The sequence below is a fragment of the Amphibacillus marinus genome (genome assembly GCF_900110345.1).
GTDB classification, from domain to species: Bacteria; Bacillota; Bacilli; order Bacillales; family Amphibacillaceae; genus Amphibacillus_D; species Amphibacillus_D marinus.
Window position 1 is genome coordinate 225,470 of the sequence record NZ_FODJ01000004.1, and the last position, 15,803, is coordinate 241,272.

Genomic DNA, 15,803 nt, shown 5'->3' on the forward strand with positions numbered 1-15,803 from the left:
TAATTAAATCGTTAGCGCGGGAGCGTTCTATGTAGAGGATATCCAATAAAAAATTGGATTGGGGGTAGCGTTATATGTTAAGTCATCACCATTTAATGCAGAAGCTCAAGCGAACTATTATTTGCTTATGTGTGCTCATTATCTGCATTTCTTCATTTCAGTCCAGCTTGCTTGGGCTTGAAGTTACTGTGAATGCTGACGAAAATGAGCCTAATTGGGATGAGATTGTTGCAGGAGCACGAGATGATATGTATGCCAATTACTTAGTAGAGCATCAGGACAAAACGCGACCTGCGGATGAAATAATTGTACAGGCGATTGACTATCAAGAAGCAGATGGAATGGATGTTGAACGTTTCGACCCCTTTTCTGGGGCGGTAAATCCAAGTATAAAAACGGATGAGATCGGTTCAGTTCATTGGGAAGTCGAGGTCGATCAACCTGGTCTTTACAATATTGAAATAAAGTATTATCCGATCGAAGGAAAAAGCTCATCAATTGAACGGGAGCTATACATCAACGGACAGCTTCCTTTTCAAGGAGCAGCAACGTTAACGTTTCCAAGGATTTGGGAAAATGAACGTGATGAGATTGAGCGTGATAATCGAGATAACGAATTGCGTCCGCGTCAGGTTGAAAATCCGCATTGGCAAACTGTTAATCTTCATGATTCTGATGGTTATTATACCGAGCCTTATTTATTCTATTTCGAGCTTGGTTTGAACACGATTACCCTGCAATCTTCACGAGAACCGATGCTCATTGAATATATTAAGCTACATCAAGCTGAAGAGCCGCTGAGCTATCAAGAGCAGCTTGCGTCATACCAAGCATTAGCTGTTGAGGAAACAGCCGGGTTTTTATTAAAGATCCAAGGTGAAGATGCAAATTTAAAATCGGCTCCAACCTTATATCCAATTAATGATCGAACGAGTCCAGCGACTGAGCCTTACCATATCTCGAAGATCAGAATGAATACCATTGGTGGATACAATTGGCGCTGGCCGGGGCAGTGGCTTTCTTGGCAAGTTGATGTACCTGAAGCTGGCATTTATCAGCTTGGTGTTAAATATAAACAAAATACTCTAAGAGGTGTCTTTTCCACAAGAAAGCTGTTTATTAATGGTAAACTTCCATTTAAAGAGGTCGAGAACATCCCGTTTTACTATCACAATAGCTGGAATCTGAACGTGTTAGGTGAAGAGGAGCCTTATTTGTTTTACTTAGAAGAAGGACTAAATGAAATTAAACTAGAGGTTACTCTCGGAGAAATTGCGCCATTACTTAGAACGGTTGAGGCAAGTGTGCTTGAGTTAAATGCCATTTATCGCAATATCCTCATGATCACAGGTGTAGCACCAGATCCTTATCGTGATTATCAGTTAGTTAAGAACATCCCTGAAATGGAAGAGGTGTTTAAGCGACAGAGCGAAATCCTTTACGGAGTTGCCGACCAGCTTGCAGAAGTCACTGGTGAAACAAGTGATGTAACGGCAATTCTCAATACAATGGCCTATCAGTTAGAGGATTTTGTTAAACGACCCGAAACGATTCAACGTCGATTAGATTCATTTAGAATCAATGTTGGAGGCTTGGGGACCTGGATTTTAACAGTTCGAGAACAGCCGCTAGAAATTGACTATTTAATTGTTGCATCACCAGATCAAACCATGCCTAAAGCAGATGTCGGTTTTATTAGAAAAGCAGCACATGAAATGGGTAGCTTCTTTTATTCATTTATCGAAGACTATAACACCATTGGCAATGTTGCTGAGGAAGATGATGAGGTAGATAACATCACTGTGTGGATTGGTACAGGTCGAGATCAAGCACAAGTTCTAAAAGCGATGATCGATGATACATTCACACCAGAGACAGGTATTAACGTTAATTTGAAGCTTGTGCAGATGCATGTACTTCTGCCGGCAACATTAGCTGGACAAGGACCAGACGTTGCTATGCAAATTGGAAATGAAATCCCAGTTAACTATGCGATGCGTAATGCAGTCGTCGATTTAACTCAATTTGATGACTATCAATCTGTTGAACAACGATTTAGAGAAAGTGCAGTACTGCCTTATCGATTTGATGGGGGTGTCTACGCCCTGCCAGAACAGCAAATTTTCAGCATGCTATTCTATCGGCGTGACATCTTAGAAGAACTAAACCTAGAGGTTCCTAACACGTGGGAAGACATAATTGAGCTAATTCCTGAGTTGCAGAAGAACCATATGGATTTAGCATTACCATTGGTTCAAGACCCGCAATTTCCTGGTGAGGTCCAAAATTTAATTCCAAATCAAACGTTTGCTATGATGCTCTATCAACAGGATGGTGAATTTTATCGAGATAATGATACTGAAAGCGCACTTGATGAGCGAATTGCCTTAGAGACTTTTCGTGAGTGGACCAGTCTTTATACGAATTATAAATTACCTTTAAAATTTGATTTTCCTAATCGATTTAGAACGGGTGAGATGCCCATTGGCATTGCTGATTATACCTTTTATAATCACTTATCAGTATCAGCTCCTGAAATTCGTGGATTATGGGAATTTGTGCCGATTCCCGGTATTGAACAGGTCGATGGTACGATCCGGCGAGATGTTAGTAGTACAGGGAGTTCTGCCATTATTATGGAACAGGCCGAAAACCAACAGGATGCTTGGGAATTTCTAAAGTGGTGGACGGATAAAGATGTTCAAGTTCGATTCGGGCGTGAAATGGAAGGGTTAATGGGGGCTGCGGCGCGTTACCCAACGGCGAATGTCGAAGCACTACAAGAATTACCATGGCCAGTAAAGGATTATCAACGTTTAGAGGAGCAATGGCAATGGGTACATGGTGTGCCAGAAGTTCCCGGTGGATACTTCACTGGGCGTCATTTAGATAATGCCTTCCGTGAAGTTGTTAATAACGGAACTAACCCGCGTGAATCATTAACAGACTATATTATTTATATTAATGATGAAATCAGAGTGAAACGAACAGAGTTTGAATTACCTTTAGAATAGGAGGTTGATCTCTTTTGTTACAATCAAAGGTTTTAGACGAAGACTTGCCAATGCTCCATGATCGTAACCGAGAACAAAAACGGAAACGAGAGCAATCTCTGTTCCAAAAGGTTAAGGTGAATCTAAAGCAGCATAAGCATTCTTATGTATTGATGGCGCCTTACTTTGTTTTGTTCTTCATGTTTACCGTGCTCCCTGTTATTATTTCAATTGTTGTTAGCTTCACTTACTTTAATATGCTTGAGTTCCCACGTTGGGTTGGCTGGCATAACTATGCGCGCTTATTTTTAGAGGATGATGTTTTTCTCATTTCTTTAAAGAATACCGTATTATTCGCTGCGATTACTGGACCGTTAAGCTATATTGCTTGTTTTATTTTTGCTTGGCTAATTAATGAGTTTGGTCCCAAGCTACGCGCTTTTCTAACACTAATCTTTTTTGCCCCGTCAATCTCGGGCAATATCTTTTTTATCTGGCTCATTATTTTTTCGGGTGACAGTTATGGCTATGCTAATGGCATGCTTATGCGCTTAGGGATAGTGTATGAGCCAATTCAGTGGCTTCATGATGCTAAGTATGTGCTAGCAATTGTCATGGTTGTGCAACTATGGCTTAGTTTAGGAACAAGTTTTCTCGCCTTTATTGCCGGTTTACAAAATATTGATCTTACCTTATATGAAGCAGGGGCAATAGATGGTATTCGTAATCGTTATCAAGAGCTATGGTTTATTACGTTACCGTCAATGAAGCCACAGCTAATGTTTGGCGCGGTTATTCAAATTACGATGTCGTTTGCAGTAGCAGATGTGTCAATGGCACTGGCTGGTTTTCCAAGTGTGCAATACGCCGCGCACACCATTGTCACCCATTTAATTGACTACGGTACCATTCGCTTTGAAATGGGTTATGCATCTGCAATTGCAACCATCCTTTTCCTAATTATGATGTTGTCTAACCTTGTTGTCCAACGGCTACTGCGAAAGGTAGGGGATTAACGCATGGCTTTCCGTCTGAAAAAAATAAGAACACGTCCGAAACGAAAAGTTAATCGTTCGTGGTTTGGGACGCTATTGATTTTCATAGTACTTGGCTTATTTGGTGCTTTTATGGCTTTGCCACTTATTTATACAATTAATAATGCTTTTAAACCGTTAGATGAAATCTTTTTATTCCCACCACGTTTTCTCGTCCGAAATCCGACGATTAACAATTTTGTCGATTTATTTAATTTGATGGCAACATCGTGGGTGCCGTTTTCGCGCTACATTTTTAATACATTATTTATTACGATTGTAGGAACCGTTGGCCATATTATCTTATCAGCAGCAGCAGCATATCCATTGGCTAAACATCATTTTCCTGGAAAAAATATTCTATTTACCATTGTTGTGCTATCGTTAATGTTCTCCCCACATGTCACAGCAGTTCCTAACTATATGACCATGTCCTTTTTAGGGTGGGTCGATACGTATTGGGCCGTCATTGTACCGTCATTTGCTTTCTCGCTTGGCTTATATTTAATGAAGCAGTTTATGGAACAGATTCCAGATACGCTATTAGAGGCTGCGCGCATTGATGGGGCTAGTGAATATCGAATTTTTTGGCAAATTGTCATGCCCATTGTTAAGCCAGCGTGGTTGACGCTAGTTATCTTACTGTTCCAACAGCTCTGGGGGACAGATGGTGGTAACTTTATCTATAGTGAAGAGCTAAAAACGATGAACTATGCGATGGGGCAAATTATTCAAGGTGGAATTGCGAGGGCTGGTGCTGCGGCTGCGGTTGCGTTAATGCTTATGGCTGTGCCAATTGTCATCTTCCTGTTTTCCCAAGCAAGCATCATTCAGACCATGTCATCTTCAGGTATTAAAGAATAGGAGGGAAGTTGATGCATATCCTGAAAAAGCTCATCTTTGCTGTTGTTGTTATCTGTCTTTGGATACCTCCGGATATCTTATCTGTCAGTGCTTCCGTTCCTTATCACGGTTACAACTATTCTTATTGGGAGCAGGCAGTTCCGGCAGCAATCCCCTATCAGCCGAACCAAATAATTGATGGTCGTGACACTGAGTATGGCTTATTACGTGCACCAGAGGATATTTTTGTAACCGATAATGGCTTTATTTATATTCTTGATTCAGGCAATGATCGCATTGTTATTCTTAATGAACACTTCGAGTTCATTAGGGAAATTGACCAGTTTGCAAATGCCGGCGTTACCGATACGTTTAGTCAACCCCAGGGTATTTTCGTAACTGAGAATAATCATATCTTTGTTGCAGATACAAATAATCAGCGGATTGTTGAACTAACGGCAGATGCTGAATTCATTCGCGAAATTACTCGCCCTGATGCCGATGTGATTCGGGCTGGCTTTGAATTTTATCCAACTAAAGTAGCTGTCGATAAAGCGGGTAGAATTTACGCAATTGGTCGAGGTGTTTTTGATGGCCTTATAGAATTTGATTCTGATGGTGTGTTTACCGGTTTTACTGGGGCCAATCGTGTTACCTTTAATCCAATTGATTACTTATGGCGCGTTATTGCAACACGTGAACAGAGATCGAGAATGGCATTATTTATTCCAATTGAGTTTAATAATTTAGCTTTAGATCAAAGTGGCTTTATTTATACGACAAATTCTGAGTTGAATTCAAATACACCAATTCAACGGTTAAATCCAACTGGAGAAGATGTCATCCGAAGAGAAGGCTATCATCCGCTAGTTGGCGATTTGGAATTTGCTCATATTGGCGATCAATCAGGCGGTTCTTTCTTTGTTGATATTACTGTAAATGATTATGGTATGTACAGTGCGTTAGATGGTAAGCGCGGACGTATTTTTTCTTATGACGAGGATGGCAATTTACTCTATATTTTCGGTGGGATTGGTAATCAAGAAGGCACATTTCGGACCCCGGTTGCCATTGATTATCTGGCTGACAAGCTCTTAGTCTTAGACAAAGGCTATAGCCGTTTAACTGTCTTTGATCCAACGCAATTTGGTTATCTTGTTAATCAAGCTGTCATGCACTATAACTTAGGGGACGATGATCTATCTGCCCAATATTGGCAGGATGTGCTGCGTCTAAATGCTAATTATGAAATCGCGTATATTGGCATCGGTAAAGCGCTCTTAATGGAGGGGGAAAATAAAGCGGCAATGACTTATTTTGATAATGGCCACAATCGGTTTTACTACTCCAAGGCATATAAGCGTTATCGCCAAGAAGTGTTAAGAGAACATTTTGGATTAATGATGGGTTTAGTGCTGCTTGTTCCTGCTAGCTATTTCGGTTTTAAAATAGTTAAGCGTCGGCGAAAGAAGGTGAAGCAGATTGCGAAACGAGCTGTTTAAATATCCGTTTTATGTGTGTGTTCGTCCGTTTAAAGGGTTTTGGGATTTGAAATATGAAGAGAAGGGCCGGACGAAGCTAGGTTTGGCTATTCTGGCGATACTAACCATTATTGTTATTTTAAAAAGGCAGTATAGTGGTTTTATTGTTAATTTCAACAATCCTAATCAGTTGAATAGTATTGATGAACTTATCTTCATTGTATTTCCATTCTTCCTCTTTGCGATTTCGAATTGGTCAATTACGACGCTAATGGAGGGTGAGGGTAAGTTTAAAGAGATCGTCATGGTAACTGCTTACGCGTTAGTCCCAATGGTCATGGTAAATAGTGCAACAATTATTATTAGTCAATTTATTACGAGGGAAGAGGTACCTTTGTATTATTTTTTAGAGGGTACTGCACTCATTTGGTTCTTGGGATTATTATTTGTCGGTATTATGACTGTTCATCAATATACGGTGGCGAAAACGGTTGGGACTTTTTGCTTAACACTTATCGTGATGGGCATCATTATTTTCTTAGGCTTGTTGTTCTTCAGCTTAATCCAACAAATGTATGCATTTATTGAAACAATCTATCGGGAAATAGTGTATCGACTATAGAATGGAGGGAGATTATGGATCGGTCAATTAAGCTCTTAAGCCAATTAAGTTATATCTGCTTGTTCACCTCCACTCTTTTGTTTCCTATTTCACTGCATGCAGTGGGAGGGGGAGGAGATGCATTTGATCCAAATGCTGAGCTGGATTTTAGTGAAGAAGTTATTGATCCAACTGAGCTAGACTTGGATGATCGGGAGTATGATTTACAAGACCCAATTGTTATTTCAGATCTGGAGCAAGTTGCTGATAATGGACAGTTAGCACTATATATTGATCGGGAAACAGCAACCTTTGCCGTGCAGGAAAAAAAGACTGATTATGTTTGGTATTCCAATCCTAACGATCGCGTAAATGACCGAATTGCTCAAGGTGAAAATGCCCAATTGTTAAATGCATTACTCTATCTAGATTATTACAATTTAGTCGGACAGACGACGCGAATGAATAGCTATCAAGATAGTGTTCTTAAAGAGCAAGTAGACATTGATTTAATTGAAGATGGTGTGAAAATAACATTTACCTTTGGCGAAGCATCTAAAGGAATTGAGCAAATACCAAAGTACATGAGTCGAGAACGATTTGAAACCATCATCCTTGATAACATTGAGGACGAAAGGGCACGAGAAGATTTTAAAAGTCGTTTTCGCTTTATTGAAGAAGAGGATAGCTATGAAAGACGTGATGCTTCGTTTTCAGTTGTTATTTTAGAGCGATCCCTGCAAACGCTAGCAGCAGCTGGTTATACTGAGGCGGATTTAGCTTATGATCGGGAACAATATGAAGAAGAACTTGAAGAATCAGAGCATACTTTTTTTGTTATTCCACTAGTAATCAAGCTTGATGGTGCCGATCTTCTGGTTGAAATTGATGGAAGGGAGCTTGAATACAGTGAGCAGAATCCACTGGCAATGATTCATCTGTTACCGTTTTTTGGTGCTGCTAATGCAAGACATGAGGGTTACATGTTTGTTCCAGATGGCTCAGGGGCACTCATTGATTTAAATAACCAAAAAACAAACTACCAGCCGTTTCGGATACCTATCTATGGTGAGGATGAAGCTGTTTTTAACCGAACTGAAGGTGCTATTACCGAGACTGCACGGCTGCCGGTGTTTGGTATGAAACAGGATGATCATGCTTTTTTAGCCATAATTGAATCTGGTGACGCCATTGCTTCTGTTTACGCCGATGTTGCCTATCGATTAAATGAATATAATAACGTTTATAGTGTGTTTACTATTAAGGAATCTGGTCAATTAACACTGTCTGGTGGTGATCGCTCTAGTACGGTTTCAATTTTCCAAGGTGGAACGTATGACCAAGCAATGGCTTTGCGCTATCGGTTTGCTGTCAATGACTCGGCAAGCTATGTTGGGATGGCTAAGCTTTATCAGGATTACTTAATTAATCGTTATCAGCTTGAGCCGATAGCAACAACCCAGACGGTACCTTTTTATCTCGATTTATCTGGGGCAATTTGGAAAAGAGAAACGTTTTTAGGCGTACCCTATCGGTCGCTCCAGCCGTTAACGACTTTCGAAGAAGCGGAGCAGATTGTACAGGCTTTACTCGATTATGACATTACAGACTTAACGGTCCGTTACAGCGGCTGGTTTAACGGTGGCATTGACCATAAGAGGCCAAATAGGATTCAAGTCGATCGGCCAATTGGGGGTAGAGCGGGCTTTACTGATTTTGGTCAATTTCTCCAAGATAATCAGGTTAACTTCTATCCTGATGTAGCTTTACTAAATGTTCATCAAAACTCACTTGGTTTTCGACCATCACAAGCGGCATCTCGTTTTATTACACGAAGAATTGCCGAGGTTTATCCATTTAACATGGCGAGCTCACGCCGAGATCGTGAAAATCAAACACCTTATTATGTGCTATCACCGCGGCAACTGCCGGATCATGTTCATGCGTTTTTACAAGCATATGATCAGTTTCAACAGACAGGGCTGTCCCTTAGAGACTTAGGTAATTATGTTAATTCTGATTTTAGAGAGAAGCAAGTTATTAATCGTGAGCAAGCTAAGCAGACAATTATAGAACAGTATCAGCAAATTGCTGAAGAGGTCCCATCTTTGTTAACGATTGGCGGAAATGCATTTGCACTTCCATATACAAATGTGATCCTTGAGGCACCATTAACAAGTAGTGGCTTTAATATTACTGATCAAAGTGTCCCATTTTATCAAATGGTGATTCGGGGCTATGCCAATTATGCAGGTACACCACTTAATTTAGCGGTGAATCAACAGCTTGATGAGCAACTGCTACAGTTGCTTGAAACGGGGGCAAGCCCATATTTTTCTTGGTTTTACCAAGATGGCGCCACTGTAAAGGATACCGAGTTTGATTATTTATTTTCTGCTCAATATCAGCTCTGGTTAGATGATGCAGTTGCTTTGTATCATGAGCTTAACGACGTGTTAAGCGAGGTAAGTGCGTCACCAATAACTGATCACCAAGTGCTAGCTGAACAAGTGGTGAAAACAACCTATGCAGACCAGCTTGCCGTCATTGTTAATTACAATGATTGGCCAGTTGATGTTGAAGGTATGACAGTTGATGCACTAAGCTTTCACGTGGTTAGGGGGGATCGATAATGATCGTTAGCAAGCGTAAACCAACTTTAGAGGAACGAAGAGGTCGGTGGGCATGGGTTTTTATTGCCCCGTGGCTGCTAGGTTTTACCTTATTGTTTGCTGTGCCACTTATTCAATCCATGTTCTATAGCTTTAGTGAGCTCAGTTTATCACCAACCGGACTTCAACTTGATTTCAAAGGGATGGCTAATTATCGTAATGCATTAATGGAGCATGTTGATTATAATCGAACCTTGACAGAAGCGGTACTGAACATGCTCTTAAATGTTCCGTTGGTGGTTATTTTTAGTCTGTTCGTGGCCCAGTTATTAAACCAGCAATTTAAAGGGAGAATGATCGCGCGGGTTATCTTCTTCTTACCTGTTATTCTTGCATCCGGTGTCATTGCTTCAATTGAAAGTGGTGATTTTCTCCAAAGTGCGATAATGGGTGGCGGTAATGATCCGGCAACAGGAGCAGGTTCAATGCTAAGAAGCTTTGAACTTGAGCGCCTGCTCATTCAATCGGGCATGAATGAATTATTTGTCACATATCTCACGGGATCGGTTGATCGAATCTATGAAATTGTTAGTGCTGCTGGCGTGCAAATTATTATTTTTTTAGCTGGTCTACAAGCAATTGCGCCACAACTCTATGAAGCTGCCAAAATTGAGGGTGCAACTGGATATGAGGCATTTTGGAAGATCACGTTTCCAATGATTAGTCCCTTAATTTTAACAAATGTCATTTATACGGTTATTGATGCCTTTACCAGCAATGATATGACGACATTAATTCAAGAAACTGCCTTCCGACAATTTGATTTTGGCTTAAGTGCAGCTATGTCTTGGATCTACTTTATTATTATTGCCTTAATTTTGCTCATTACGACCTATAGCATTAATAGAAAAGTATTTTACCAGTGAGGAGAAAGAGGTGATCAACATGTCATTAATGACGGGAAAGGTCATAAATTCGAAAAAAGAAGGGCAAGAAGTGCAGAGATGGGAACGATTCCAGCAGCGTTACTTAACACTTGAGAAGGTGAAAAGCAGTGTATGGACAATCGTTCGAGCTGTTTTAATCATTGGTCTATCCTACGTTATTCTATATCCAATTCTGTTAAAAGTATCTATTGCATTTACGCATCGTGTTGATTTGTATGATCCAACAGTTATGCTCATTCCAAGAAACGTTACACTTGAAAATTTTGAATATGTCATCAGCACGATGAATTACGCAAAAGTCACATGGCATTCTTTCTTGCTGTCAGCAATGACAATGGTTCTGACGGTAATTACATGCTCGCTAGTAGGGTATGGATTTGCACGGTTTACTTTTAAAGGGAAAAACGTGTTATTTTCCTTGGTTATCCTGACCATTCTTGTGCCGCCACAAACGATTATGGTGCCAACTTATATTAATTATCGTAATTTTGATTTATTCGGTTTGATAGGTCTATTTAATGAAGGTGGGCTAAACTTAATTGGCAGTTACTGGCCGTTTGTCATTTCTTCAGCAACAGGCATGGGTTTAAAAGCTGGATTATTCATTTTTATCTTTAGACAGTTTTTCAAAAGCTTCCCGAAGGAAATTGAAGAAGCTGCTTTCGTGGATGGTGCGGGTGTCTTTAAAACGTTTTTTCAGATTATGCTACCAAATGCGATTCCGGCCATTATTACAGTTATGTTGTTTTCCTTCGTTTGGCAGTGGAATGATGTTTATTATACGACGATGTTTCTCGATAATGCGTCAGTAATGTCAACACAGCTTCAAACAGTAGGGGCAACGATAGCGCATCGATTATCAACAACTTCGGGTGGTGGCGTCGGAGCGGTTGATCCATTCTATGTCTCGATGCTTGTCAATACCAGTATTTTATTAGCCATATTACCACTAATTGTATTGTATCTGTTTGTTCAGCGCCACTTTGTTGAGAGTGTTGAACGTACCGGTATCGTAGGGTAGTGCGTATTACATGATGACAAGGAGTGGTACAGATTGAAAGCGTTATTCATCAAAGGTTTTACCTATGGTTGGAGCGGACGTAAAGGCGATTATTTAACGGATGCTTCATTTGAATCAATGAAAAAGCTGAAACAAACAGGAGCAGAGTGGATTGCGCTCGCCTTCTCGGTGCGCCAAGAAACATTAAAAAAAAAAGAAATATCGTTTCGTTATGGTGAGACGGTGACAGACTATGATATTGAAACAGCGCTAAATAATGCGCGTAAGCTTAATTTGAAGATTTGTTTAAAACCAGTTGTCAATTGTCGAGATCAACTGTGGCGGGCACGCATTGGGTTTCCTGATGAAGCTCAGCAAATGTGGGCAGCTTGGTTTTCTGAATATACTGCTTTTCTCGTCCACTATGCTGAAATTGCTGAGCGCTTTAATTGTGAATTATTCTGTATTGGGTGTGAAATGGTTGGGACAGAGCACAAAGCAACAGAATGGTATCAGGTCATTAATGCGATTCGTTCGGTATACAAGGGCTTGTTAACGTATAACGCAAATCATGGTAAAGAGTTAGCAATAACGTGGCTGGATCAAATTGATATTCTGGGAACAAGTGCTTATTATCCAGTCGCTAATAAGCCTCGTACATCTGTAAACGAAATGATTAGCAATTGGCAGCCGGTTAAAGCACGAATGAAGGCTTGGCATGAGCGATTCGCCAAACCGATTCTGTTTATGGAGATTGGCTGTCGCAGTGCGAGCGGCTGTGCTACCATGCCGTGGGATTTCGAGCACGACGATCTCCCCTTTGATGAACTTGAGCAAGCGAATTTTTACCAATCGGCTTTAGAAGTCTTTTGGGATCAACCATGGTTCTGCGGTTTTTTCTGGTGGGATTGGGGGACGGATTTAACCAATCTTGCCCAAGATGATCGCGGCTTTAATATTCATGGGAAGCAAGCGGAGCAGGTGTTGAAAGTATGGTACGAAAAAAAGAAAAGCGCAGCTGGAGAAAGGGCTAGCAATGGTTAAAGTTAATCAAATTGGCTATCCAAGTGATGCGCCAAAGGTTGCTGTCCTGACAGATGGGCAGAATCCTTTTTATATATGTTGTGACCAAAGTGGAACGGTTGTATTTGAAGGTAAGCCTAAGCAGCCAATTAAAGATCAAGCAAGCGGTGAGTTGGTTTTTCATGGCGATTTTTCTAGCCTAACCACTGAAGGCAGCTATTATATAAAACAAGGGACTAGTCAATCTGCGCCCTTTCAAATTACTAGGTTTCCTTATCAAGCGGTCCATTTAAGTGTGTTAAAGGCTTTCTATTATTTACGGTGTGGAATGGCATTATCGCCGCCTTATGCCGAAACACAGTGGGTGCACAAGGCTTGCCATACACAGGTAGCCATTGACTATGAATCAAAACAGCAAATCAAGTGTCAAGGTGGCTGGCATGATGCGGGCGACTATGGTAAATATACAGTTGCTGCGGCAAAGGCGTTGGCAGATTTACTGCTTGCTTTTGAATTAAAGCCAGCCACTTTTCAAGCGACTACACCAATTCCTGAGACAGATGGTGTTATGCCTGATCTCTTGCACGAATGTCAATATGAGCTTAACTGGTTGTTGAAAATGCAAAACAAAGGCAGCGGTGGTGTTTATCACAAGGTTACAACCCTAGCCTTTCCCGCCATGATTATGCCCGAGGATGATGTTGAGCCGTTGTATGTGCTCCCAATCTCAACGACAGCGACGGCGGCTTTTACTGCAATCATGGCTCAGGCTTATCGTATTTTGCTAAATTATCAGCCCGATTCAGCTAAGAATTACTTAACGGCAGCAAAGCAAGCGTGGGCTTTTTTGATGAAACATCCCGAGCCGATCTTGTTTGTGAACCCCAATGATGTTCTAACTGGTGAATACGGTGATAATTGTGATCGGGATGAACGCTATTGGGCAGCAGGTGAGCTTTATCGTGCCACTGGCGACGGGCAGTATGTTGCTGCCTTTAAAGTGCAGTCTGATCATAAATTTGACCACTATGCCCTTGGCTGGGCAAATATGGGTGGTTATGGCACAATTAGTTACTTGCTAAATCAAGCTGTCCCAACAGAGGATGCATTAGGGCAACTGTTAAGGGCGGGATGGCTTAACGAAGCCCAGCGTTTGTTAAAAGTGGCAGCAACCACTGGTTATCGTGTTTCGCTAGAAGTAGCAGATTATCATTGGGGTAGCAATATGACGCTCATGAATGCTGCTACGCATCTCTTAATAGCCTATCACTTGACTGGCGAACAGTGCTATCGAGAACAGGCCTTAGAACATGTTCATTATTTGCTAGGGCGAAATATGCATAATTTGAGCTATGTCTCTGGCATTGGTGCGCAGTCTGTTAGCCAGCAGCATTATCGCCCGTCAGCAGCCCTACCCGCTGGTAGTGATCCGGTTCCGGGCTTGGTTTCTGGGGGACCTAATCAGCAGTTACAAGATGAAGTATCTCGTCGGCAGCTAGCGGGAAAGCCACCGCAGGCGTGTTTTATTGATCATGAAGCAAGCTATGCTACCAATGAAGTGACTATCTATTGGAACTCACCTGTTGTGCTGGTATTATCATTTTTTTCATAGAGTAATGTCTTGATCTTACTTACTATAGGGGTTCATCTAATCGATGAACCCCTAACTCGTGTTATGCATAAACGACCAAATATCATGTATTTTTAAGGGGCTTATTATTCCTGTTAAGGCGTTGTTTCTTTTGTGGCTAGTCGTCGCTCAGTCATTCGTACACAACGAAAGCAGAGCTTTATGGAACAGAACGATGCTAGTGCAGGTATGAAGATAATGGCAACCGGTAATAACAGGCAGGCGATCATGGCAAAAATAATAAGCGTTAGCGAGAGAATAGTAGTAGGTAAATACATGAATGCATAAAGAAGTGCGTGTTTTAATAGTTGCTTTATGGTAAACGTGTAGTGAACCATCAGTGGAAAAGCAAACACTAACACAAAGCCAACAATAATAGCTAGCGTCATCATCATGCCGAGCACAAGGACACTTAAATTTGGACTAAGCTCTTCGATAATAGCTAAATTAAGGATAAAAATAGTGATAAAACTAATAAATAAAAGTGAAAGAATAAAACTTTGCTTTAAATTACTTTTAAAAGCGCTTACAAATTCCTTGGCCAAGTGTTTGTTTTGCCCCATTAGCCAACCTCTAATGACACTATGCATCGCCGCTGTTGCTGGGAATAACGTTACTAAGGGCAGTGATGCAATAAGCCAAAGTAAGTTAAGTAAAAAAAGATTTGAAATGAACTCAATGATTGCATAAAACTTTGAATTTATGAATCGCATAAGCAGTGCTCCTTATCTACATGTATCTTCTTATTATAGCACAATAATGCTAGCTAGAAGCACAAGTAAAAGGCTATTTCTCCAATTGGAGAAATAGCCTTAATAGGTTAGAAGTAGTCAATAATTATGTCTTCAACATGTGTCTCTATGTGAAGGTTTTGATTAGATTCTTCTTTTAAATAGCCAATTAATCCAAATGCAATTACTAAGAGCAGAAATAAAATAATTAACCCTTTCCGCATCAGTCTTTCCTCCTAATTTGTCAAGCTATCATTTATTTTATATGATAAGAGTTAATTAGCAAAGGCTTAATTTTTAAATAAGGAGCAGTAATTAATGGAAAAATTTCATCAAGCCCATGTCATTGAAATAACAGCAATTGGTACGGGGACTAGGGTATGTTTAGATTTTGTTGATCAACTTGCCCCAACTGAAGGTATTTGTATAGGCAATACCGGCAGTGGCTATTTAGTTGCGCTAGCAGAAAATCGGGTTACGGATACTTATCCGCCCAGACCATTTCGTGTTAATGCTGGTGCAATTCACCATTATGTATTGTTAGAAGAGGATAAGACAGGCTACTTAGCTGAACTCGTCCCAGGTATAAAAATCCCAGTCTGGCAGGACGGTCAAAGTCGATTGGTACCAATTGGTCGTGTTAAACAGGAGAAACGGAAGTTACTAAGAATTGTCTGTCAAGTTAGTCATTCAGGTCAGCAAATCTCTGTTACCGTGCAGGAAGCCGATAGCGTTCACTTGCTAGCTAGCAACGGTGTAGCTAAATCAGTACTTGAATTAAAGGTCGGTGATACCTTAAGCTGCTACCCAGATCAACCTGGTAGACATCTTGGTGAGAAAATTGATGAGGAAATTACGGAATTGTAGGCTCGTGGATAAAAGTCAATAATTACGGATAAAGAGAGGCG

At 40.7% G+C, this 15,803-nt stretch carries 13 protein-coding genes; 11 read left to right on the forward strand and 2 right to left on the reverse strand.

The window, feature by feature from the left end:
* The first annotated feature begins 74 nt into the window (after positions 1-74).
* From BM000_RS08090 to BM000_RS08135, 10 genes are read left to right on the forward strand one after another with little or no spacing between them, the layout of a single operon-like run.
* On the forward strand, positions 75-3,014 hold the full coding sequence (locus BM000_RS08090; protein WP_245751608.1) for an extracellular solute-binding protein: 2,940 nt from the start codon (positions 75-77) through the stop codon (positions 3,012-3,014).
* Between the two features lie 14 nt (positions 3,015-3,028).
* Positions 3,029-4,009, forward strand: a complete 981-nt coding sequence (locus BM000_RS08095; RefSeq protein WP_245751609.1) for a carbohydrate ABC transporter permease — start codon at positions 3,029-3,031, stop codon at positions 4,007-4,009.
* Positions 4,010-4,012: 3 nt separating this feature from the next.
* On the forward strand, positions 4,013-4,891 hold the full coding sequence (locus BM000_RS08100) for a carbohydrate ABC transporter permease (RefSeq protein WP_091496692.1): 879 nt from the start codon (positions 4,013-4,015) through the stop codon (positions 4,889-4,891).
* A gap of 11 nt (positions 4,892-4,902) precedes the next feature.
* Positions 4,903-6,372: an NHL repeat-containing protein gene (locus tag BM000_RS08105; RefSeq protein WP_091496694.1), complete on the forward strand. Its 1,470-nt coding sequence runs from the start codon at positions 4,903-4,905 to the stop codon at positions 6,370-6,372.
* Entirely contained in the window at positions 6,353-6,973 is a 621-nt protein-coding gene (locus tag BM000_RS08110) for a Yip1 family protein (RefSeq protein ID WP_091496697.1), read from the forward strand. The genes BM000_RS08105 and BM000_RS08110 overlap by 20 nt, the downstream gene beginning before the upstream one ends.
* Before the next feature lie 14 nt (positions 6,974-6,987).
* On the forward strand, positions 6,988-9,585 hold the full coding sequence (locus tag BM000_RS08115) for a DUF5696 domain-containing protein (protein WP_091496699.1): 2,598 nt from the start codon (positions 6,988-6,990) through the stop codon (positions 9,583-9,585).
* Positions 9,585-10,490 (forward strand): carbohydrate ABC transporter permease, encoded by a 906-nt coding sequence (locus tag BM000_RS08120; RefSeq protein WP_091496701.1) that lies wholly within the window; start codon positions 9,585-9,587, stop codon positions 10,488-10,490. Before BM000_RS08115 ends, BM000_RS08120 begins: the two co-directional genes overlap by 1 nt.
* Before the next feature lie 19 nt (positions 10,491-10,509).
* Positions 10,510-11,532 (forward strand): carbohydrate ABC transporter permease, encoded by a 1,023-nt coding sequence (locus BM000_RS08125; protein ID WP_245751610.1) that lies wholly within the window; start codon positions 10,510-10,512, stop codon positions 11,530-11,532.
* Positions 11,533-11,565: 33 nt separating this feature from the next.
* Positions 11,566-12,555, forward strand: a complete 990-nt coding sequence (locus BM000_RS08130) for a glycoside hydrolase family 113 (protein WP_177178252.1) — start codon at positions 11,566-11,568, stop codon at positions 12,553-12,555.
* A complete protein-coding gene (locus BM000_RS08135; RefSeq protein WP_091496703.1) occupies positions 12,548-14,146 on the forward strand; it encodes a glycoside hydrolase family 9 protein in 1,599 nt (532 codons plus the stop codon). The genes BM000_RS08130 and BM000_RS08135 overlap by 8 nt, the downstream gene beginning before the upstream one ends.
* A gap of 113 nt (positions 14,147-14,259) precedes the next feature.
* On the opposite strand, the gene BM000_RS08140 is transcribed toward BM000_RS08135, so the two are convergent.
* Both BM000_RS08140 and BM000_RS17090 read right to left on the reverse strand, forming a co-directional pair.
* Positions 14,260-14,877, reverse strand: coding sequence for a YesL family protein (locus tag BM000_RS08140; protein WP_091496705.1), 618 nt, complete (start codon positions 14,875-14,877; stop codon positions 14,260-14,262).
* A 107-nt stretch (positions 14,878-14,984) separates the two neighbouring features.
* Positions 14,985-15,119 carry a hypothetical protein gene (locus BM000_RS17090; protein ID WP_281245873.1) on the reverse strand — a complete coding sequence of 45 codons (135 nt, stop codon included), beginning with the start codon at positions 15,117-15,119 and terminating at the stop codon, positions 14,985-14,987.
* 94 nt (positions 15,120-15,213) lie between these two features.
* On the opposite strand from BM000_RS17090, the gene BM000_RS08145 reads away from it, so the two are divergent.
* Positions 15,214-15,762 (forward strand): 3-dehydroquinate synthase II domain-containing protein, encoded by a 549-nt coding sequence (locus BM000_RS08145; protein WP_091496707.1) that lies wholly within the window; start codon positions 15,214-15,216, stop codon positions 15,760-15,762.
* Positions 15,763-15,803: the final 41 nt, after the last annotated feature.